Raw genomic sequence first — 19,998 nt, 5'->3', positions numbered from 1 at the left:
TCCGCGCGTGGCGCGAGCGGGTGGTGGGCCGGGGCGGTGGCAGATCGCGCGCGTTCAGCGCAATGCCTTGCCGGCGCGCGGTCGGCGACCCAAGCAGTGCGGCCCATGATCTTCGGCGCGCACGAGTCCGTGGCCGGCGGCCTTCACCGCGCGATCGCGCTGGCGGGGGAGGACCGCTGCGAGGCGATGCAGATCTTCACCAAGGTCTCGGGCCAGTGGCGCGAGCCTGCGCTGAGCGCGGAGCAGATCGCGGCGTTCCGCGCCGCGCGCGCGTCCTGGGCCGGCGCGGGTCGGACGCTCGCGCACGCGAGCTACCTCATCAACCTGTGCGCTGACGACCCCGCGATCCTCGAGCGCTCGCGGGAGGCGCTGTACCAGGAGCTCGCGCGGTGCGACGCGCTCGGGATCGACTTCGTCGTGTTCCATCCGGGCGCGCACCGCGGCCTCGGCGAGGAGGCCGGCCTCGACCGCATCGGCGAGAGCCTCGCGATCGTGCTCTCGCGGGGGAAGGGGCTCCGCGCGCAGCTCTGCATCGAGAACATGGCCGGGCAGGGCTCGACGCTCGGCGATCGCCTCGACCAGATCGCCGCGATGATCGAGCGCGCCGGGCCGGAGGGGGCGCGGCTCGGGGTCTGCATCGACACCCAGCACGCGTTCGCGGCGGGGCACGATCTCCGCAGCGAGGCCGGCTACGAGCGGTTCTGGGGCGACTTCGGCCGGCGGCTCGGCCTGGACCGGCTGCGGTGCATGCACGTGAACGACTCGAAGGCGGCGCTCGGCCAGCGGGTCGATCGGCACGAGCGCATCGGCGGCGGGGAGATGGGGCTCGCGCCGTTCTGGCGCCTCGCGAACGACGCGCGGCTCGCGCGCGTGCCGGCGGTCATCGAGCTGCCGCCGCTCTCCAAGGAGCGGCGCGGCTACGCGGAGGAGCTCGCGCGGCTGCGCGGCCTCTGCGGCGCGGCAGAGCCGGCGGCGGCGACGCCGTCCCCCGTCGATGCCCGTCCGGTGAGGAAGGGGAAGCCGCGCGCCCCGCGCGCGTGACGCTCGCGCCAGCCGGTGCCTCCGGGTGATCGCGGCCCCGCGGCGCGGCTCGCGCGCCCCGGCGCTCCGCCCGGTCACCCTGCCCGGTGCGGCACCCTGACGCCCTTCTCGTCGGCGACGCGGATCGCCGTCTCGTACCCCGCGTCGGCGTGCCGGATGATCCCCATCCCCGGATCGATCGTGAGCACCCGCTCGAGCCTGCGCCGGGCGGCCTCGGTGCCGTCGGCGACGATCACCATCCCCGCGTGCAGCGAGTTGCCGATCCCGACGCCGCCGCCGTGGTGGAAGCTGACCCAGGACGCGCCGCCGGCGGTGTTCGCGAGCGCGTTGAGGATCGCCCAGTCGGCGATCGCGTCCGAGCCGTCCTTCATCGCCTCGGTCTCCCGGAACGGCGAGGCGACCGACCCGCAGTCGAGGTGGTCGCGCCCGATCACGAGCGGCGCCTTCACCTGGCCGGTGCGCACGAGCTCGTTGAAGGCGAGCCCGACCTTCGCGCGATCGCCGTAGCCGAGCCAGCAGATCCGCGACGGGAGCCCCTGGAACGCGATCCTCTGCTCCGCGAGCTCGATCCAGCGCCGCAGATCGGGGTCGCCCGGGACCGCCTCGAGCACCGCGCGGTCGGTGGCGAGGATGTCCTCGGGGTCGCCGGAGAGCGCGACCCACCGGAACGGGCCCTTGCCCTGGCAGAACAGCTCGCGCACGTACGCCGGCACGAAGCCGGGGATCGCGAACGCGTCCTGGCACCCCGCCTCCATCGCGCAGGTGCGGATGTTGTTGCCGTAGTCGAAGACCTCGGCCCCGCGCCGCTGCATCGCGAGCATCGCGTCGACCTCGATCCGCATCCCCTCCTTCGCGCGCGCGACGTACTCCCCGGGGTCGCGGGCGCGGAGCTCCGCCGCCTGCTCCAGCGTGAGCCCCGGCGGGACGTAGCCGACGAGCGGATCGTGCGCCGCGGTCTGCTCGGTGACGAGGTCCGGCGTGACGCCGCGGCGGACGAGCTCCGGGTACACGTCGGCGGCGTTGCCGCAGAGGGCGATCGAGCGCGGCGCGCCGCGCCGGACGCTCTCCAGGACCGCGTCGAGCGCGCGGTCGATGTCGTCGATGCGCTCGTCGACGTAGCGGGTGCGGAGCCGCTTCTCGATGCGCGCCGGGTCGATCTCGACGCCGAGGCAGGCCATGCCCGCCATGGTCGCGGCGAGCGGCTGCGCGCCGCCCATGCCGCCGAGGCCCGCGGTGAGCACCCAGCGCCCGCCGCCCTGGACCCGCGCCGCGTGCGCCTTCCGCGCGGCGACGAACGTCTCGAAGGTGCCCTGCACGATGCCCTGCGAGCCGATGTAGATCCAGGAGCCCGCGGTCATCTGCCCGTACATCGTCAGGCCGAGCGCCTCGAGCCGCCGGAACTCGTCCCACGTCGCCCACCGGCCCACGAGGTTCGAGTTCGCGAGGAGCACGCGGGGAGCGTCCGGGTGCGTGCGGAAGCGGCCCACCGCCTTGCCCGACTGCACGAGGAGCGTCTCGTCGTCCGCGAGCTCCCGGAGCTCGCGGACGATCACGTCGAACGCCTCCCACGATCGCGCGGCCTTCCCCGTGCCGCCGTACACCACGAGATCGTCGGGCCGCTCCGCGACCTCCGGATCCAGGTTGTTGTGGATCATCCGGAGCGCCGCCTCCTGGACCCACCCCTTGCAGCTCCGCTCGCTCCCGCGCGGCGCGCGCACCACCCGGGCCCCCTGCTCTCCGGTCGCCATGCTGTCGTGTACTCCAGCCGCTCCGGATCGACCAGGCGAGGCGGCGCCCGCCGCCGCGCTGCGTGGCGTAAGCCTGCTCCGCGAGGCCGGCCGCTCTCCAGGGCAGCCGGCTTCGTCCGAACCGGAGTATGCTCGCCCCGGGCGCGCGCAGCGCCCCCATGCGGGAGAGTCCATGATCTCGAGGATCCGTTCGGCCCTTGCGCGTCGCCCCGTCCTGGCCCTTCCTCCGCTCGCAGCGCTGGCGCTCGCCGTCGCGACCACCGGGTGCGACAAGGTCGGGTGCTTCGAGTGGACCGAGCTCGAGGGGGCATGCCCCTCCCAGGCCGAAGCGCCCGCCTACTTCGGCAGCGATGAGTGCAATGGCGAGGTCGAGTCGGTCGACAGCGAGCCCGAGTACGACGGGGACTACTGCTGCTACAGCATCACCAAGCGCGACGACTACGGCGCGTGCACCTCGTTCGACGGGCGCTCGTCGCCGCCGTCGCCGTCGCAGCCCGCTCCACCGCCGCAGCCCGCGCCTTCTCCGCCGAACTGAGCCCTGACGCCGGGCGCTCGTCGCCCTCGCCGTCGGGCTCGCGCCGGACGAGCGTTGCGCCGCCCCCGCTCCCATTTTCCTAGAGCTCGTCCAGCGCGTTCCTGTCGAGCTCCTGGAGCGCCGCGAGATCCCGCGCGGCCATCTCCTCCACGTCGCCGGGAGCCTCGCGCGGGTAGGCGAGCGCGACGTCGCCGTCGTGCAGGTAGAGGTGCTGGTCGTCGATGCACCCGTGCGCGCCCCCCGCGGCGTGGAGCGCCGCGATCGCCTCGCCGAGCCGCGCGCGCTGGCCCCTGGTCAGCGCGCGCGCCTCGTCCGCGAGCGCGCGGCCCTGGGGCGGCGCCACCCAGACCTCGCCGGCGGCGAGGTCGACCCGCAGGACGCACGGCAGGGACGGGTGGCCGGCGCGCGCGAACGCCCGGGCGCGGGCGAGGGTCGCGTCGTCGAGCTGCAGCACGAGGACGTCGCGATCGAGCCACGCGTCGCGCCACCGCCCCTCCGTGTCCCGGCCGTCGCCGGCCTCCAGGGTCGCCGCGAGCCGCGCCGTCGTCGAGGGCGGCGCGTCGCTCGCCCGCGGCCGGGCGCTCGCGCGCGCTCGCTGCGGCCGCGCGCGCTCCGGCCAGGAGAGCGCGGTCAGCGCGCGCCGCGCCTCGAACGCGTCGGCGGGCCGCGCGGCCGGGTGCTCCGCGAGCAGCGCTGCCACGGCCGCGTCGTGGGCCGCCGTGAGGTCCGGATGGACGTCGCTCGGCGCGGGATCGAGCTGTCCGTGCACCGCCGGGGCGGGCGGCTCCCCGGTGAGCAGCTCGGCGAGCACCGCGCCGACGCCGTACAGATCGCTCGTCAGCGTCGCCGGTCGGCCCATGCGCTGCTCCGGCGACATGTACGCGAACGTCCCGATCGCGCCGGCCGTGGCGGTGGTCGAGAGATCGCCGAGGTGCGCCGCGCCGAAGTCCGCGAGGTGCGCCGTCCCGACCTCGTCGAAGAGCACGTTGCTCGGCTTCACGTCGCGGTGAAGGATGCCGAGCCGGTGCGCCTCGCCGAGCGCCGACAGGAGCGCGCACGCGATCTCCACGGCGCGCGCGGGCGCCACCGGCTCCCCCCGCAGCCGCTCGATCAGCGACCCGCCGGACATCCAGGCGAGCACCATCGCGGGCCCCTCCGGGTGGTACGCGCGCAGCGCGACGACGTTCGGGTGCCGGAGCTGGGCGAGGGCGCGCGCCTCGCGCTCGAACCGGAGGAGCGCGTCGCGGCCCGCGCCGAACGCCGCGCCCGCGAAGATCTTCACCGCGACGCGCTCCGCCGTGATCCTGTCGCGCGCCTCCACGACGCGCGCGTGCGGCGTGGCCGTGACCTCGCGCAGCGACTCGTAGCGCCCGAAGAGGAGCGGCGCGCCGGACGGCCCCGCGGCGGGGACGACGGGGGCGATGTCGCGCGGCGGGGGCGCCTCCGGAGCTCTCGGATCGCGCTGGGCGATCTCGTCACGCACGGTCCGCGCGGCGTCCTCGAGCCCGAGCTCGATCAGGCACCTGGAGAGCAGCGGCAGCGCGCGCGCGCGCTCGGCGGCGTCGGCCGGCAGCCGCTGCAGCGCCCGCACCGCGGCCTCGGCGCGGCCGTGGCGCGCGAGGAGCTCGCCGAGCGCGAGCCACGCCGCCGCGTCGTCCGGGCGGCGGCGGAGCGCGGCCTCGAGCACCCGCGCGCCGTCCGCGGGACGGCCGGCGAGCTCGAAGCTCTCGGCGGCGCGGCGCGCGTCCTGGGCCGCGGTGAACGCCTCCGCGGCCGCTGCGTGCGCGCCGAGCGCCGCGAACAGCGCGCCGGCGTGGCGCGCGAACCCGCGCGCCGCGAGATCGGCGGCGGCGCGCAGCGCGGCGTCGCGGGGCGCCGTGGCGGTGAGCAGGTCGAGCGCCTCGCGCGCGAGCGCCTCGTCGCCGCCGAGCGCGGCCATCAGCGCCCCGCGGGCCGGATCCTCGGCCGCCAGCGCCTCCCGGGCCGCGCCGACGAAGTCGCAGGCCCGCTCGAGCAGCTCCGAGGCGCCCGCGTGATCGCCGGCCGCCACGAGCAGCGCGGCGCCGCGGGCGCGCTGCCCGATCGCGGCGAGCTCGGCCGCGCGCCGTCGCAGGTCCTCGTGCGCCACCCCGACGTCGGCCGTCCAGCCGTCAGTGCGCGGCGATGCGCGCGCGGCCGACCACGGAGAGATCGAAGCGCACCTCGCCGAGGTCGATCCCCGAGGCGCTGAACGGCACCTGCCGGGTGCGGTGCACGGCCAGCGTCGCGATCGCCGGCAGGGGACCGAGCGTCGAGGGGTCGAGCAAGGAGCCCGGGATCACGCCCCGCCCCGTGTCCTTGAAGGCGCACCGCACGGCCGCGCCGCGCGTGGAGGTGACGTCGACGTAGATGACGTCCCGCGACCGGCCGTCCTCGGCGCCCTCGTCGGCGCGCCACTGCACGACGGCGCCGACCCCGGCGTCGAGCTCGACGCCGTCGGCCAGGTCGGCGTCGCCGACCCGCACCTCTTCAGGGCCCGCGGGCGCGTCGGCCTCGAAGGAGAACCTGTCGAGCAGGCCCGACCCGGAGCTCTCGAAGACGTACCTCGCTGGCGCCGGCAGATCGCTCGTCGCGTCGCGCGACGTGTAGAACACGCCGAAGACCAGATCGCCGACGTCGGGGAATGCGCGGGCAGCGAGCGGCATTGCCGCGCTGTCGGTCTTCATCGTCACGTCGCCCGCGTCGAGGAGCTCGATCGGCCCGAGCGAGCTCAGGCTGCTCGTCGCCGTCTCGTCGTCGGCGGGGGAGAGGACCATGCAGCTGCCGGCGGACGGAAGGTCGAAGGGCGAGCCGACCACCCGCTCCGCGAGCTCGGAATCGGCCGCGGACGAGAGGCGCATGAACTTCGCCGAGACGTTGGTGACCGACCCCGATCTCTCGACGGCGGCGCTCGGCAGCGCCGCCTCATCGAGCTCGACGGCCGAGGTGGTCCAGGCGTCATCGCGGCTCAGGTTGATCGCGCGCTCGACGCGCACGACCCCCTGGGTGACCACCCCGCTGGCGTCGGCCGCGTCGTCGCCCGCGACAGGGGCCGAGCAGCCGACGAGAGCCGCACCGGCGAGGACGTGGCATGCGATGGAGAGGGCGCCGTTGGGACGCATAGATCCGAGTCTAAGGCGGGTCCTCCGGGCGGGCAAGCGCCTGTGCGACCCACAGAAAATGCAAGAAAATCCGCTAGCTTGCGGTCTGGCCGGCGGCGGTTACGGCCACGTCAGAAGGTGACGGTGAGACCGCCGCCCGGAACGACGGTCCCCTGGTCGATCGCCACGGGAACACCGGCGATCTCGCCCTCGGCGTGGTGGTAGGTCGCTGTGGCCTCCACGGCGACATGCACATGGCGGAACCCACCGCGCACGCCCAGCACGAACCCGACCCGGAGGTGCTGTCCCGACGCGTCGACGAGGGGTCCCGGCGCGGCGGCCCCGGCGGCGGGCAGCCGCACCTGGCCGCCGAGGAGGTCGAGCCCGAGCCGCGGGCCGAACCAGAGCGCGTAGAGGTCGGCGTCCGACCGGAAGCCGAGCAGGACAGGAACGTCGATCCCCGCGCCGAGGACGTCGCTTCCTTCTGACCCCGGTCCGCCCGCGAAGAGCGCGGCGGCGCCGAGCCCGACCGACAGGGCCGCCTCGCCGATCGGGAAGGCATGCCGCCCGTCGAGCCGGAGGGCGCGCCCCGTGTATGTCAGCCCCGCCTCGTTGTCGCCCTCGATCCCGACGCGGGCGCTGGCCCAGGGCGCCACGCCGGGCGCCACGGCGATCTCGGAGAGCTTCCGCCGGGCGGCGCCCTCCGCCGCCGCCGGGCCGCCGGGGCTCGCGTCCGGCGGGGCGGTCGTCGCGCCGGCGACGACCATCTCGCCGGACAGGCCTCCGCCGAAGCTCACGGTGCCAGGACGGAGCGCGTGGGCCGGGTGCAGCAGCGGGCCGCCGCCGTGGCAGCCCGCGCACGCGCTCGCGAGGAGCCATGCGGCCCAGCGCCGGATCACGGCGCGACCCGGGCGCCGCATCGAACCGACGGGGCCAGCGGAGACATGGCGAGCGCGGCCCGGCTGGCGACGCGATGCGGATCGAGAGGGGGCGCTACTTGCGGAAGCGCGAGGGGTAGTCGTTGGCAGCGGCCCGCTTCTGCAGATCGGCATCGTCGGGGTGCAGCTTGATCGCGCGCGCGATGAGGGCCTCCTCGGTCTCCACGATTTGCGGGTTGGGCAGGCAGCACTCGACCGGGCACACGGCCTGGCACGCTTCGTGGTCATAGAAGCCGACGCATTCCGTGCAGAGCTCCGGATCGATCACGTAGATCTCATCGCCCTCGCTGATGGCTTCATTCGGGCATTCGGGCTCGCAGGCGCCGCAGTTGATGCAGTCTTCGGTGATGTAAGTCGCCATGACCTTCGCTTCATTCTCCGGGGTCCAACCCCGGTCCGCTCGTTTGTAGAGGCCTGACCGCAGGGTGTCAATTCGGGCGGAAGCGGGCGCCGGTTCTGCGCGCCAGAGCCGCGCGTATGCTTGCGCGCGGGCGCCCCCGCCAGTACTAAGCGGCCCTCCTCGATGCTTCGCCTCCCCGGGCCCGCCCAACTGCTCGTCCTCCTCGGCGTTTCCTGCCTGCTCGCCGGCTGCGGCCCGCAGATCGGCGATGAGTGCACCACGTCGCTCGACTGTGTGCAGCAAGAGCAGGCGCTCTTCTGCGACACCACCCAGCCGGGCGGCTACTGCACGATCTTCAACTGCGAGCCGAACGGCTGCTCCGGCAGCAGCGTCTGCGTCGCGTTCAACCCGGTGCTGGACCAGGCGTGCGGCGCGCTCGAGAACGCCCGCTGGCCGCGCTTCGAGCGGACCTTCTGCATGGCCACGTGCGACGAGGACGACGACTGCCGCGGCGGCTACGCCTGCGTCCCGCTCCGCGATGTCCGGGAGGCGGCGGCGATCGCGCCGGGCGAGCGCAACGCCGTGATCGTCGACACGGAGCCGGAGGGCTGGAAGGCGTGCCTGCCGCTGCCGTCCTCCTCGCCGAGCGCGCCCGGCGAGCCGTCGGGCGACGCCGAGAGCACCCCCGGGATCTGCGGGCCCGCCACCGAGCAGCCCGCGTGGACTCCTTATACGCCGGGGTCTTCTGGCTCGGGCGGGGCAGGCGGCGAGGGCGGCGCGGCGGGTGAGGGCGGCGCTGGCGGAGGCTCGGGCGGGGCCGGCGGCTCCGGAGGCGACGGCGGGGCTGGCGGCGCTGGCGGCGCTGGCGGCGCTGGCGGCGCTGGCGGCGCCGGGGGCGCGGGCGGCGGCTGAGCGCTGCTCGGTCGATCCGGCGTCGCGCGTCGACCGTGCTAGCGTTGGCCGCGTGTTCGGACCGGCCCCTGCGAAAAGGACGCTCGAAGCTGCGCTGCGCGACGTCGGCTCGCAGAAGCCCGCCGTGCGCGTGGAGGCGGTGAGCGACCTCGTCCCGTACGCCGCGACGGCGCGCGAGCAGGTCCTGCGCGCGGTCGAGGGCGCGCTGCGCTCGGACGCGCACGCGGCGGTGCGCGCGGCGGCGGCGATCGCGCTCGCCGACACGAAGGCGGTCGAGGCGCTCCCCGCGCTGCTCCTCGCCGTGGAGGACGTGGACCCGCACGTCCGGCAGATGGCGATCACGGCGCTCGGCGAGATCGGCGACGGGCGCGCCACGGGTCGGCTGCGGCGCGCCCTCGCGGACGAGCGGCCCGAGGTCCGCTTCCAGGCGGTGATCGCGTTCCCCCGCGTCTGCGCCCAGGGGGCCGACGCGGTCGATGCCGTCATGCAGGCCACCCACGACGACGACCCGATCGTCTGCCACATCGCCTTGCGCATGTTCGAGGAGCTCGGGGAAGCCACCGGCGAGCTGCCGCCGCTGGCGCTGGAGCGAACCCGGGCGCTGCTCGGCCACGCGTCGCCGCTCGTCCGGGCGGCGGCGGCGGTCGTCACCGCGCGCTTCGGCGATCCCATCGGTCACCCGGTGCTCGTCGAGATCGTGGAAGGGAAGCTCCGCGGGGTCGACCACGAGGACGAGGCCGCGGCCATCGAGCTCTGCGGCGAGCTCGGCCTGCAGGCCGCCCGGAGCGCGCTGGAGCGGCGCGCGTTCGGGCTCAGGATCGGCTTCGGCCGCGACCCGCTGCGCTGGCACGCGCGCGTCGCGCTCGCGCGCACGGGGCACGAGCGCGCTGTCCGCGAGATCCTCAGCGAGCTGGGCGCGTGGGACCGCCACCGCCGCACGCTCGCCGTCGCCGCCGCCGGTCGCGCGCGTCTCGAGGCCGCCCGCGCGACGATCGCGGCGATGCGGGGCGACGAGCGGAAGGCCGACCAGGGGGCCGTCGAGGAGGCGCTCGCCGCGATCGCCTCCGCCGCCGAGGGCGCGCCGACGGCGCCCGGCGACTGAGCCGCGCGACGGCCGCGCGCGGGGCATGCGGCGCGGCCGAGGCTGGCGTAGAGGGACGGAGCAACCGCGGGCAGGTCGCCGGGACGCCGCGCTGCCCCCACCGAGGTGGATGCATGAACGATGAAGCGCAGTTCAGCGAGGCCGACCTCGCCCCGGGCCCCGAAGAGCGCGCCGCGTCGCGCCGCTTCCTGATCGACAGGGTGGCCGCGAGCGTGGCCGCGCTCGCGGCGGGCGCCTGGGCCGGCGGGATGGTGGCGCTGGGGGCCTGCGCCGCGCCGTTCGTCTTCCGGCTCGCCCCGGCCCCCTTCTCCGGTGACGCGATGAGCGCGGCGTTCGCCCGCTTCGATCAGCTCGCGCTCGGCGCCGCGGTGATCCTCCTCGGCGCGGAGGTGGCGCGCACGTGGGCGGCAGGACGTCGGGGCGCGGGCCCGGCGGCCCGCGTGCGCCGGGTCGTCGCCATGGTGATGGCCGGCTGCGCCGCCTACGTTGGCCTGGCGCTCACCCCCCGCATCGCCGCGCTCCACCGCGACGGCGTCCGGCGCGGCGAGGGGGAGCTCGGCATGGAGCTGGAGCGCGCCCATCGCCGCGCCGAGCTCGTGGGGCGCTCCGAGGTGTTCCTCGGCGCGGGCCTGGTCGTGCTGCACGTGTTCACGCTCGGCGCGCGCCGTCCCGACCAGGACGACGAGGACGACGAGGCGGCCGCGCCGCTGCCGCCCGGCCCGCGGTGACGCCGCGCCCACGACAGGGAGAGATCAGATGCCGCGCGACAACAAGCTGTATAGCGGCTTCGTCAACCACGATTACATCCTCACCTTCTCGATCGCCGACGAGGCGAACCGGGCTCGCCTCGTCGCGCTCTGCGCCGGACCGTGGCAGGGCGACGAGGTCACGCGGGATACCTGGGAGGTGTCCAACTCGCTGAGCCCGGAACAGATGGAGCGCGCCATCCTCGAGCTCATGGGCGACGCGGACCGCGCCGCTTATTACTATCTTTCCGACAGCAAGCGCATGTTCCGCGTCCTCCTCGGCTGAGCGCGGGCGCGAGGGATGTGAGCCGCTTCGCTCCGGCAGGCGACCGGGGCGGGAGGGCTCGTTCCGGCGGGCTGAAGGCGCCACGATCGCCGCCATTTCGCGGTATGGTCGTCCCGTCATGAGCGAGCTGGAAGCCACGCCGCCCGGCGCCACGACGAGGCCTGCAGCCGACGTCTCTCCATCTCCCGCGCCGCCGTCCCGAGCGGCGGAGGGGGACGACGAGGGCCTGCTCAGCGTCCTCCGCGACGACGGGACGCTGGACCCCGCGACCGATCCCGGCCTCGACGACGCGCTGCTGTTGCGCGCCTTCCGCGAGATCAAGCGGCTCAGGCTGCTCGACGCGCGCATGCTCCTGCTCCAGCGGCAGGGGCGGGTCGGCTTTTATGGCGCGTGCACCGGCCAGGAGGCGACGCCGATCGCCACGGCGCTCGCGCTCGAGCCCGGCGACTGGATCTTCCCCGCGCTGCGCGAGAGCGTGATGATGCTGGTGCGCGGCTTCCCGCTCCGCACCTACGTGGCCCAGGTGTTCGGCAACTCGGGCGATCTGCTCAAGGGGCGCCAGATGCCGTCGCACATGAGCGGGCGGCGCGTGAACCAGGTGTCCTGGTCGAGCTGCATCGGGCCGCAGATCCCGCAGGCGGTGGGCGCCGCGTGGGCCGCCAAGCTGCGGCGCGACAGCACGGTGGTCGTGGGGTTCATGGGCGACGGCGCGACGAGCGAGCCCGACTTCCACAGCGCGATGAACTTCGCGGCGGTGTTCAGGGTGCCGTGCGTGATGATCTGCCAGAATAACCACTGGGCGATCAGCGTGCCGACGGCGCGGCAGACGGCGTCGAGGACCATCGCCATCAAGGGCCGTGCGTACGGCGTCCCGTCGATGCGGGTGGACGGCAACGACGTCATCGCCGTCTACCGCGCCGTCTCCGAGGCGGTCGCGCGGGCCCGGTCCGGCGGCGGGCCGACCTTCATCGAGGCGCTCACCTACCGCGTCGGGGCCCACTCCTCGAGCGACGACCCCAGCCGCTACCGGTCGCAGGAGGAGGTCGATCGCTGGACGCAGCGCGACCCGCTGCTGCGCCTCGGGCGCCACCTCGCCGCCCGCGGCCTGCTCGACGACGCAGCGGAGGCCGCCTTGGAGGCGGAGCTCAACGCGGAGATCGCCGCCGCGGTCACGGAGGTCGAGGGGATGGACCCGCCCGCCCGCGAGACGCTGTTCGACGACGTCTACGCGGAGCTGCCCTGGCACCTGCGCGAGCAGCGCGCGGAGCTCGTGCGCTCACCGAAAGGGCCCGCGCACGGCGGCGGACGCTGACCACGCGAGGGATTTCCCCTCGGTGCGAGGTCGTGTAAGCCCGCCGGACCCCAGGGTACGGCTCGCGGTGGCGGGCGCGGCCTCAGGGCTGGTCAGCGAGGGGCTTGCCTGGCCCACCCCGGCGCCCCTATTCCAGTCTCCGAAGCGCACAAAAGGACAAGGATGAAGACCTACGACGCAATCGTCATTGGTGCCGGCCCCGGCGGATACCCCTGCGCCATCCGGCTGGCTCAGCTCAAGCAGAAGACGCTCTGCATCGAGAAGGAGCAGCCCGGCGGCGTCTGCCTCAACTGGGGCTGCATCCCTTCCAAGGCGTTGATCGCCGCCGCCCACCTTTACGAGAAGTCGCAGGCCGGCGCCTCGATGGGCATCAAGGTCAGCGGCGTCGAGCTCGACGCCAACGCGATGCAGGACTGGAAGGAAGGCATCGTCAAGAAGCTCACCGGCGGCGTCAGGTCGCTGCTCAAGGGCAACGGCGCCGATCTGCTCGCCGGCACCGCGACGATCGTCGGGCCGAAGCGCGTGGACGTGACCCTGCCGGACGGCTCGGTGGAGCAGATCGAGGCGACCAAGGGGATCGTCATCGCGACAGGCTCGACCACCATCGAGATCCCGACGTTCAAGTTCGACGGCGACGCGATCATCGGCGCGAAGGAGGCGGTGAGCCTGCGCCGCATCCCGAAGCGGCTGCTCGTGATCGGCGGCGGCGTCATCGGCCTCGAGCTCGGCATGGTCTACCAGGCGTTCGGCGCCCAGCTCACCGTGGTCGAGGCGCTCCCGGACCTGCTCACGGGCGTCGACCCGGACTGCACCAAGGTCGTCGAGCGCAAGATCCTGAAGCGCGGCGGCACCATCTACAAGAACGCCAAGGCGCTCGGGTACGAGAAGCAGAAGGACGGCTCGGTCGGGGTGAAGATCCAGATCGAGGGCAAGGAGCAGACGATCATCGTGGACATGGTGCTTGTCGCCGTGGGCATGCGTCCGAGCTCGAAGGGCCTCGGCCTCGAGAAGGTCGGCGTGACGGTCGATCAGCGCGGGTTCATCCCCACGGACAAGACGGGCCGCACCAACGTGCCATCGATCTACGCCGTGGGCGACGTCAGCGGCCCGCCCCTGCTCGCGCACAAGGCGTCGAAGGAGGGCGAGATCGTCGCCGAGGTGATCGCGGGCCACAAGGCCGAGAAGGACTGGGTCGCGATCCCGGGCGCGATCTTCACCGATCCGGAGATCGCCACGGTGGGGCTCACCGAGGCGGAGGCGAAGGCGAAGGGCCTCGAGGTGATCGTCGGCAAATTCCCGTTCGCGGCGCTCGGCAAGGCCATGGCCATGAACGAGACCGAGGGGTTCGTGAAGATCGTGGCCGACAAGAAGACGAAGCAGGTGCTCGGCGTCCACATCGTGGGGCCGGAGGCCAGCACGATGATCAGCGAGGCGTCGCTCTCGCTCGAGATGGCGGCCTTCCTCGAGGACATCTCGATGACGATTCACCCCCACCCGACCCTCGGCGAGTCGCTGATGGAAGCCGCTGCCCACGCGATGGGCGCGGCGATCCACATCGCGAACCGCTGAGCGCGCGCCCTGGCAGAGGCGGCCGGCGGCTCACGGGGCCCGGCCGCCAACGAGCCGGCGCGTTGCTCCCTTGAAGCGACGCCCGGCTCGAAAAGGGCCAGAAATAAAACCACAGAGGCACAGAGGGCACAGAGGAAAGAGGAGATAAAATTCTCTCTCTTCCTCTGTGCCCTCTGTGCCTCTGTGGTTCTAACCCTTCTTCTCTTCGAGCTGCTGTGCTCCAGCCCGACGATCCGAGAAGAGAGCGCGCCGCCGGGGCAGACCGTACCGCCGCGTCAGTCGCGCATGTAGTGGCACGTGTACCCGCCCGGGTACTTCTCCAGGTACTTCTGGTGGTACTCCTCGGCGCGCGTGAACGGCCCGGCCTCCACGATCTCGGTGACGACCGGCGCGCGCCACTTGCCGCTCTGGCCCACGCGCGCCTTCACCTCCTCGGCGACGCGGCGCTGCTCGGGCGTCGTCACGAAGATGGCTGAGCGGTACTGCGTGCCGACGTCGTTGCCCTGGCGGTTGCGCGTCGTCGGGTCGTGCATGCGGAAGAACCACTTCTCGAGCAGCTCGGCATAGGACAGCTTCGCCGGATCGAAGACGATGCGCACCGACTCGGCGTGGCCCGTGTCTCCCGTCTTCACGTGCTCGTAGGTCGGGTTCGTCATCCGGCCGCCCGTGTAACCGACCTCTGTCTCGAGGACCCCGGGGATCCCCCGGAGGAGCTCCTCCATCCCCCAGAAGCAGCCGCCCGCCAGGATGGCCGTCTCCAGCGTTGTCTGGCAGCCGGGGGCTTGCCCCGGCGCCGGGGCGGCGCAGGCGTTCGCGCCGGCCTGCGCCTGAGGCGCGCCGCTCCCGCCCTCGAACAGGGCGCGGTAGGCGCCATAGCCCTCGGCCTCGAGGCGATCCAGCGGGATGAACCGGAGCGACGCCGAGTTGATGCAGTAGCGCAGCCCGGCCGGCGCGGGCCCGTCCTCGAAGACGTGCCCGAGGTGCGAGTCGCCGTCCCTGGAGCGCACCTCCGTGCGGACCATGCCGTGGGCCCTGTCGACGCGCGCCACGACCCGCTCCGGCGCCACCGGGCGCGTGAAGCTCGGCCAGCCGGTGCCCGAGTCGAACTTGTCGAGCGACGAAAAGAGCGGCTCGCCGCTCGCGACGTCCACGTAAAGGCCCGCGTCGTGGTTGTTCCAGAACGCGTTGCGGAACGGCGGCTCGGTCGCGTCGCGCTGCGTGACCTCGTATGCGAGCGGCGTGAGCCGCTTGCGCAGCTCCTCCTCCGACGGTTTGCGATAGCTTCTGTCCGACATCGTCACAGCCTCCTTGGGCCCAAGAGCAACCTCGCTCGCGCGCCCCGCCTCTCCCGCGCGCCGGCACGCGAACAAGGCGGCGCACCCGACGAGCAAGAGCGCGAAAAGTAGACGAGCAGCGCGGAGCCAATTCATATCCACCTGGCCTGCCGGAAGGGTAGCGTAACCACCCCTCCTACGCCTCGCCGCGCCGCCGGTTTCGCCTCGCCGCGCCGATTTCGCCCCGCGGCGCGGATCGCGCGGCCGGCGCAGCCTCGAGGCGCCGGACTCGGCGTTACGGGCTGCCGCTCTCGAGAGCGGCGTCGCCCTCGGCGGCGCGTCGCTCGAAGCAGTCGTCGGGGATCTCGCGCGCGCGACGGACGAGGCGGGTCGCCCCGATGAACGCCGTGGTGACCGGATCGTGGTAGCCGCTCGCCCCGTGCAGGCCAGGGACGGCGCGCTGGTAGTGGCGCGCGACCCGCTCCATCAGCGCCTCGCGGACGTACTTGCCCACCATCGACGCCATCGCGACGCACAGATCCGAGGCGTCGCTGTCGCGGACGAACGCGATCTCGCCGAGGCCGGGGAAGCGGTACGCGCTGCGGGCGCGGCCCTCCTCGAGCACCGCGTGCAGCCGCCCGGCGAGCGGGCCGAAGGCGGAGCCGTACTTGCCAAAGCCGCCGACCTTGCCGCACACAGCGAAGACCTCCGCGCCGGCCAGGCCGCCGAGCTCGAGGATGAGGCGCTCCATCGCGTGGAGGTCGAGCACGAACCGGTTCTTCCCGGCGCGGACGCCGTCGTTCATCCGCTTCACGCAGAGCAGCATCGAGCGCACGGCCACGATCTCGACCCCCTTCTCCGCGAGCTTGTCGAGGTCGCGGCCGATCGCGCGCAGCAGCTTGGCGGGCGCGGTGAACGCCTCGCCCTCCGTCGACCAGCACTGCTCCTCGACGTGATCCGGGCAGAGCGCGCGCAGCGCGGCGCGATCGTCGAGCGAGACGGCGTGGAGCAGCTCGTCGACCGACGACGCGTCGCTCGGCGCCCCCGCGCGCCCGCAGCCGCGGGCGACGAGCGCGCGGGTCCAGGCCTCGCCGAGCGAGACGTCCCCGTACGAGACGAGCTGCTTCGAGTCGCCGAGCCGCTGGGCCAGGGCGCCGCGGGGCGCGCGGCTGGCCGTGTCCCAGCCGGGCCCGGTGACGCGCGAGAGGACCGCCGTCACCACCATCGGGCCGAGCCGCGGGCCGAGGCCGTTCTCATCGACGCCGATGCGGTAGCGAATGGAGGTCTCGGCCGACGTCATGCCCGCCCCTTGCCACACGCCGCCGCCCGCGTCACGGCGCGAGGCGACCCGCCAGCGTCATGCCGCGCGCCGCTTCGTACGAAGCCGACAAGCGCGTGCCATTGCGGTCTCCGCATCGAGTTTTTCTCCGGAGCGCCCCGCGAGCGCCGCGATATAGTTCCCGCCTGATGCGCATCCTCCCTGTGCCCTGCCTCAGCGACAACTACGCCTACCTCGTGGCCGCGGACGGGCGGAGCGAGGCGATCGTCATCGACCCTTCGGAGGCCCCGCCGGTCATCGAGGCGCTCGAGCGCGAGAAGCTCCGTCCGGTCGCCATCGTCAACACGCACCACCACCACGACCACGTCGGCGGCAACGAGGCGCTCCGCGCGCGCTACGGCGACCTCCCCGTGTACGCGCACTCGAGCGACGTCGGCCGCGTGCCAGCGCAGACGGAGCGGGTCGAGGAGGGCCAGCCGGTCCGGGTCGCCGGCCTGGAGCTCCGGCCGCTGCACGTCCCCGGGCACACGCTCGGCGCCGTCTCGTACTGCGTCGAGGACGCCGTGTTCACCGGGGACACGCTGTTCATCGCCGGCTGTGGCCGCATGTTCGAGGGCACACCGGAGGGGATGCACGCGTCGCTCTCCAAGCTGGCCGCGCTCCCGGGGCACACGCGCGTGTTCTGCGGTCACGAGTACACCGTGAACAACCTTCGTTTCGCCGAGACGGTCGAGCCCGAGAACGAGGCTGTCCGCAAGAAGCTCGAGGCCGCCCGCGCGGCGCGCGAGCGCGGCGAGCCGACGGTGGGGAGCACCATCGCCGAGGAGCTCGCGACGAACCCGTTCCTGCGCTGCGGCGAGCCGTCCGTACAGGCGCGATTCCCGGGGGCCACGCTGCCCGACGTGTTCGCCGCCGTGCGGCGCGCCAAGGACAATTACCGCTGAGTGACGCCGTGGCGCGCGGCCGTATTCCGCTCGCGCCCGCCGCCTGATTTCTATACGACTACGGGCATGGACTCCCGCGCTCCCATCTTCGGGTTCAACGACGCGCGCGACGAGATCGTGCGCACCGTGGTCGACCGGGTCGTCGGCGCCACCAGGGATCCGCTGCTCGCCATGAACGAGGCGGCGTATCACGAGGCGAAGCGGCTCGAGGGCTCCCGGAAGCCGCAGGACGTCCGCGAGCTCGCCGAGTGGCAGCGGCTCGCCCGCTCGCTCGGCCGCATGCACGACGCCGAGCGCCGCCGCCGCCTGCGGGAGCTCGCGGAGGAGTACGCGTGGGACATCGCCGGCAACTTCGACCGGCGCGTCTACCAGCTCTCGTCGCGGCTCCTGCCGCCGGTCGTGAGCGCCCTGCTCGCGCCGCGGAAGCTCGTGACCGTGGTCCGCGACCCGCGCAAGCTCGTCAGCCTCGAGCTGCTCGCCGACCGGGTGCTCGTGCAGGGGCCGCTCGCGAAGCTCCGGTCGCTCGTGCAGCGCGGCACGGCCGTCTATGTGCCGACGCACCTGTCGAACATGGACTCGATCGTGTTCGGCTACGCCCTCGAGCGCGCCGGCCTGCCGCCCGCGACCTACGGCGCCGGCAAGAACCTGTTCACGAACCCGGTCCTCTCGTTCTTCATGCACAACCTCGGCGCTTACCGCGTCGATCGGCGCGTCCGGCACAACCTCTACAAGGACGTGCTGAAGACGTACTCGGGCGTGCTGCTCGAGCGCGGCTACCACTCGCTGTTCTTCCCGGGCGGCACGCGGTCGCGCTCCGGCGGCATCGAGCGGAAGCTCAAGCTGGGCCTGGTCGGCAGCGCGTTCGAGGCCTACACGCGCACGCTGCTCAGCGGCCGCGAGCGCCGCGTCTTCTTCGTCCCCGCCACGATCAACTACCTGATCACGCTCGAGGCCGAGACGCTCATCGCCGATTTCCTCTCCGAGGCCGGCAAGGGCCGCTTCATCATCGAGGACGACGAGTCGAGCCGGATCGGCCGGATCGCCTCGTTCCTGCGCAAGCTCCTCGCGATGAACGCCGCGGTGGTCATCCGCTTCTCGGAGCCGCTCGATCCGTTCGGCAACCGGGTCGACGAGCTCGGCCGCTCCTTCGACGCGCGCGGCCGCGAGGTCGATCCGGCGAGCTACGTGAAGAACCAGGACGGCGCCCCGGTCATCGACGGGGCGCGCGACGCCCAGTACGCCCGCGAGCTCGGCGAGGAGATCTGCCGGGCGTACGCGCGCGACACGGTGGTGATGGCGACGCACGTGGTCGCGGCGGCGAGCTTCGCCCGGCTCCGCGCGCACGCGCCCGCCGCGGATCTCTTCACGGTGCTGCGCCAGCGCGACGTGCTCACGGTGCCGCGCGACGACCTCGCGGCCGACGTGATGGCCCTCTGCGAGCGCCTGCGTGAGCTGGAGCAGAGGGGGTGCGTCGTGCTGGGCGAGGACGTCCGGCTCGGCTCGGGCGGGGACATCGTCGAGCGCGCGCTGCGCGCCTTCGCCGGATACCACTCGTCGCCGGTGCTCGACTCGCGGCCGGACGGCATCGCGATCTGCGACACGAACCTGCTCTTTTATTACCAGAACCGCCTCGCCGCCCACGGCGTGGCGTGGGACGTGATCGCGCCGCCCGGCGTCCCGTCCGGCCTCCAGGTGCAGCCGCCGCTGCCGCCGCTGGCGGCCTCGTCGCCGCCGCCGCCGCTCGACGACCGGGGCGCGGCCTCGTCCCACAGCGCGGCCGCGGGCGTGCGCGCGGGCTCGATGAACGGCGCCGGAGGTGGCCGGTGAGCGCGCGTCCGGCGGCCACGGTGGGGGTCATCGGCGGCGGCTTCTGGGGCGTGGCGCTGGCGCTCGCGGCGAGCCGCACCGGGGCGGAGGTCCTGCTGTTCTCGCGGCGCGAGCACCCGCAGATCAACGACGGGCCGCGGGTCGTTCGGGACTACGCGGAGGTGGCGCGGGCGCGGCTGCTCGTGATGGCGGTGCCGTCGAACGCGGCGCGGACGGCGCTGCGCGCGCTCGGCGATCACATGGATGGGTCGCACCTCGTGATCCACGGCGTGCGCGGGCTCGAGGGCGAGGCGCTGAAGACCGTCTCGGATCTCGTGCGCGATGAGACCCCGGCGCGCCGGGTGGGCGCGCTGGGCGGGCCTGTGCAGGCGGATGAGCTCCGGGAGGGCCGCCCCTCGGCGATGGTGTGCGGGTCGCGGTTCCCCGAGGTGCACGCGGCGGTGGCCGCGGCGTTCCAGTCCGACGCGCTCCGGGTCTACACGACGCCGGATCTCCAGGGCCTCGAGTGGGCGTCGGCGCTGGTGGGCTGCCTGGCGATCGGCGTCGGCTTCGCCGAGGAGGCGGGCGCCGGCCCGGGGCTGCTGGCGGCGCTCATCTCGAGGGCTGTCGACAGCGCGGCGCGCGTCGCCGCGGCGGCGGGCGCGGAGGAGCGGACGATGCTGGGGCTCGGCGGGTACGGCGATCTGCTCGCCTCGATCCGGCTCGAGAGCCGGCCCGAGGTGCTCCTCGGCAAGGCGCTCGCGCGCGGTCGGACGCTCGATGAGGCGGTCGCGCAGGCGAGGCTGCGCGTGGAGGCGATCCCGCTGATCCCGCGCGTCGTGGCGTTCGCGAGGGCGCGGAAGGTCGACGCCGGGGTGTTCGAGGCGCTCGAGACGATCCTGCAGGGCGGGGCGCCGAGGGCGGTGCTCGACCGGATGTTCACGGCGTGAGCGGATCGGCCTCCGCGCGCCTCCCAAGGCAGGGCGGTTGACCGCCCCTGGTGCTGTCATCTCGACAGCGAGAGGGCGGTCGGACCGCCGTTCCGGC

18 protein-coding genes are annotated in these 19,998 nt (G+C 73.8%); 11 read left to right on the top strand and 7 right to left on the bottom strand.

Translation table 11 applies throughout. The features are described from left to right. Nucleotides 1–105: 105 nt before the first annotated feature. Nucleotides 106–1,041 (top strand): deoxyribonuclease IV, encoded by a 936-nt coding sequence (locus tag WMF42_RS39550; RefSeq protein WP_233561769.1) that lies wholly within the window; start codon nt 106–108, stop codon nt 1,039–1,041. 74 nt (nt 1,042–1,115) lie between these two features. On the opposite strand, the gene hutU is transcribed toward WMF42_RS39550, so the two are convergent. After that, nucleotides 1,116–2,789: a urocanate hydratase gene (gene hutU / locus WMF42_RS39545; protein WP_437688287.1), complete on the bottom strand. Its 1,674-nt coding sequence runs from the start codon at nt 2,787–2,789 to the stop codon at nt 1,116–1,118. A gap of 172 nt (nt 2,790–2,961) precedes the next feature. On the opposite strand from hutU, the gene WMF42_RS39540 reads away from it, so the two are divergent. Continuing rightward, complete coding sequence (locus tag WMF42_RS39540; protein WP_437688286.1) at nt 2,962–3,324, top strand: hypothetical protein; 363 nt, start codon at nt 2,962–2,964, stop codon at nt 3,322–3,324. A 79-nt stretch (nt 3,325–3,403) separates the two neighbouring features. Here the strand turns inward: WMF42_RS39540 and WMF42_RS39535 are convergent, their stop codons facing one another. The 4 genes from WMF42_RS39535 to WMF42_RS39520 form a co-directional block, all read right to left on the bottom strand. After that, on the bottom strand, nt 3,404–5,452 hold the full coding sequence (locus tag WMF42_RS39535; protein ID WP_437688285.1) for a protein kinase domain-containing protein: 2,049 nt from the start codon (nt 5,450–5,452) through the stop codon (nt 3,404–3,406). 22 nt (nt 5,453–5,474) lie between these two features. Further along, entirely contained in the window at nt 5,475–6,464 is a 990-nt protein-coding gene (locus WMF42_RS39530) for a hypothetical protein (RefSeq protein WP_437688284.1), read from the bottom strand. 110 nt (nt 6,465–6,574) lie between these two features. Next, nucleotides 6,575–7,363 (bottom strand): hypothetical protein, encoded by a 789-nt coding sequence (locus tag WMF42_RS39525; RefSeq protein WP_437688283.1) that lies wholly within the window; start codon nt 7,361–7,363, stop codon nt 6,575–6,577. Between the two features lie 73 nt (nt 7,364–7,436). Continuing rightward, complete coding sequence (locus WMF42_RS39520; protein WP_061610113.1) at nt 7,437–7,742, bottom strand: YfhL family 4Fe-4S dicluster ferredoxin; 306 nt, start codon at nt 7,740–7,742, stop codon at nt 7,437–7,439. 162 nt (nt 7,743–7,904) lie between these two features. Here WMF42_RS39520 and WMF42_RS39515 point away from each other — a divergent pair, with 162 nt between their 5' ends. The 6 genes from WMF42_RS39515 to lpdA all read left to right on the top strand — a co-directional run bounded on the left by WMF42_RS39515 (nt 7,905) and on the right by lpdA (nt 13,648). Further along, nucleotides 7,905–8,633: a hypothetical protein gene (locus tag WMF42_RS39515; RefSeq protein WP_437688282.1), complete on the top strand. Its 729-nt coding sequence runs from the start codon at nt 7,905–7,907 to the stop codon at nt 8,631–8,633. Nucleotides 8,634–8,685: 52 nt separating this feature from the next. Beyond that, entirely contained in the window at nt 8,686–9,735 is a 1,050-nt protein-coding gene (locus tag WMF42_RS39510; protein ID WP_061611620.1) for a HEAT repeat domain-containing protein, read from the top strand. A gap of 113 nt (nt 9,736–9,848) precedes the next feature. Then, nucleotides 9,849–10,463 (top strand): DUF4149 domain-containing protein, encoded by a 615-nt coding sequence (locus tag WMF42_RS39505; protein WP_061611621.1) that lies wholly within the window; start codon nt 9,849–9,851, stop codon nt 10,461–10,463. A gap of 28 nt (nt 10,464–10,491) precedes the next feature. Beyond that, nucleotides 10,492–10,767, top strand: a complete 276-nt coding sequence (locus WMF42_RS39500) for a hypothetical protein (RefSeq protein ID WP_437688281.1) — start codon at nt 10,492–10,494, stop codon at nt 10,765–10,767. 118 nt (nt 10,768–10,885) lie between these two features. After that, the gene (locus WMF42_RS39495; RefSeq protein ID WP_233562375.1) at nt 10,886–12,079 is read left to right on the top strand and encodes a thiamine pyrophosphate-dependent dehydrogenase E1 component subunit alpha; all 1,194 of its coding nucleotides are present in this window, start codon (nt 10,886–10,888) and stop codon (nt 12,077–12,079) included. A gap of 162 nt (nt 12,080–12,241) precedes the next feature. Beyond that, nucleotides 12,242–13,648, top strand: a complete 1,407-nt coding sequence (gene lpdA, locus WMF42_RS39490) for a dihydrolipoyl dehydrogenase (protein ID WP_061611623.1) — start codon at nt 12,242–12,244, stop codon at nt 13,646–13,648. A gap of 275 nt (nt 13,649–13,923) precedes the next feature. On the opposite strand, the gene WMF42_RS39485 is transcribed toward lpdA, so the two are convergent. Continuing rightward, nucleotides 13,924–15,078, bottom strand: coding sequence for a bifunctional methionine sulfoxide reductase B/A protein (locus WMF42_RS39485; protein ID WP_437688280.1), 1,155 nt, complete (start codon nt 15,076–15,078; stop codon nt 13,924–13,926). A gap of 139 nt (nt 15,079–15,217) precedes the next feature. After that, the gene (locus tag WMF42_RS39480) at nt 15,218–16,222 is read right to left on the bottom strand and encodes a hypothetical protein (protein ID WP_061611624.1); all 1,005 of its coding nucleotides are present in this window, start codon (nt 16,220–16,222) and stop codon (nt 15,218–15,220) included. Between the two features lie 167 nt (nt 16,223–16,389). Between WMF42_RS39480 and gloB the strand changes: the two genes are divergently transcribed. From gloB to WMF42_RS39465, 3 genes are all read left to right on the top strand, one after another. Next, nucleotides 16,390–17,145, top strand: a complete 756-nt coding sequence (gene gloB, locus WMF42_RS39475) for a hydroxyacylglutathione hydrolase (RefSeq protein ID WP_061611625.1) — start codon at nt 16,390–16,392, stop codon at nt 17,143–17,145. A 66-nt stretch (nt 17,146–17,211) separates the two neighbouring features. Beyond that, the gene (locus WMF42_RS39470; protein ID WP_437688279.1) at nt 17,212–18,972 is read left to right on the top strand and encodes a 1-acyl-sn-glycerol-3-phosphate acyltransferase; all 1,761 of its coding nucleotides are present in this window, start codon (nt 17,212–17,214) and stop codon (nt 18,970–18,972) included. Beyond that, a complete protein-coding gene (locus tag WMF42_RS39465) occupies nt 18,969–19,901 on the top strand; it encodes an NAD(P)-binding domain-containing protein (protein ID WP_061611627.1) in 933 nt (310 codons plus the stop codon). The genes WMF42_RS39470 and WMF42_RS39465 overlap by 4 nt, the downstream gene beginning before the upstream one ends. Nucleotides 19,902–19,998: the final 97 nt, after the last annotated feature.

Source organism: Sorangium sp. So ce176, from assembly GCF_051519835.1.
Classification (GTDB): domain Bacteria; phylum Myxococcota_A; class Polyangia; order Polyangiales; family Polyangiaceae; genus Sorangium; species Sorangium cellulosum_G.
Note: the sequence above shows the minus strand (reverse complement) of the source record. Positions and strands in the feature narration are given on the sequence as shown.

Excerpts from the sequence above, each read along its gene's own strand:
- WMF42_RS39550 (WP_233561769.1), top strand. The coding sequence starts at position 106 with ATGATCTTCGGCGCGCACGAGTCCGTGGCCGGCGGCCTTCACCGCGCG.
- hutU (WP_437688287.1), bottom strand. The coding sequence starts at position 2,789 with ATGGCGACCGGAGAGCAGGGGGCCCGGGTGGTGCGCGCGCCGCGCGGG.
- WMF42_RS39540 (WP_437688286.1), top strand. The coding sequence starts at position 2,962 with ATGATCTCGAGGATCCGTTCGGCCCTTGCGCGTCGCCCCGTCCTGGCC.
- WMF42_RS39530 (WP_437688284.1), bottom strand. The coding sequence starts at position 6,464 with ATGCGTCCCAACGGCGCCCTCTCCATCGCATGCCACGTCCTCGCCGGT.
- WMF42_RS39525 (WP_437688283.1), bottom strand. The coding sequence starts at position 7,363 with ATGCGGCGCCCGGGTCGCGCCGTGATCCGGCGCTGGGCCGCATGGCTC.
- WMF42_RS39520 (WP_061610113.1), bottom strand. The coding sequence starts at position 7,742 with ATGGCGACTTACATCACCGAAGACTGCATCAACTGCGGCGCCTGCGAG.
- WMF42_RS39515 (WP_437688282.1), top strand. The coding sequence starts at position 7,905 with ATGCTTCGCCTCCCCGGGCCCGCCCAACTGCTCGTCCTCCTCGGCGTT.
- WMF42_RS39505 (WP_061611621.1), top strand. The coding sequence starts at position 9,849 with ATGAACGATGAAGCGCAGTTCAGCGAGGCCGACCTCGCCCCGGGCCCC.
- WMF42_RS39500 (WP_437688281.1), top strand. The coding sequence starts at position 10,492 with ATGCCGCGCGACAACAAGCTGTATAGCGGCTTCGTCAACCACGATTAC.
- WMF42_RS39495 (WP_233562375.1), top strand. The coding sequence starts at position 10,886 with ATGAGCGAGCTGGAAGCCACGCCGCCCGGCGCCACGACGAGGCCTGCA.
- lpdA (WP_061611623.1), top strand. The coding sequence starts at position 12,242 with ATGAAGACCTACGACGCAATCGTCATTGGTGCCGGCCCCGGCGGATAC.
- WMF42_RS39485 (WP_437688280.1), bottom strand. The coding sequence starts at position 15,078 with ATGAATTGGCTCCGCGCTGCTCGTCTACTTTTCGCGCTCTTGCTCGTC.
- WMF42_RS39480 (WP_061611624.1), bottom strand. The coding sequence starts at position 16,222 with ATGACGTCGGCCGAGACCTCCATTCGCTACCGCATCGGCGTCGATGAG.
- gloB (WP_061611625.1), top strand. The coding sequence starts at position 16,390 with ATGCGCATCCTCCCTGTGCCCTGCCTCAGCGACAACTACGCCTACCTC.
- WMF42_RS39470 (WP_437688279.1), top strand. The coding sequence starts at position 17,212 with ATGGACTCCCGCGCTCCCATCTTCGGGTTCAACGACGCGCGCGACGAG.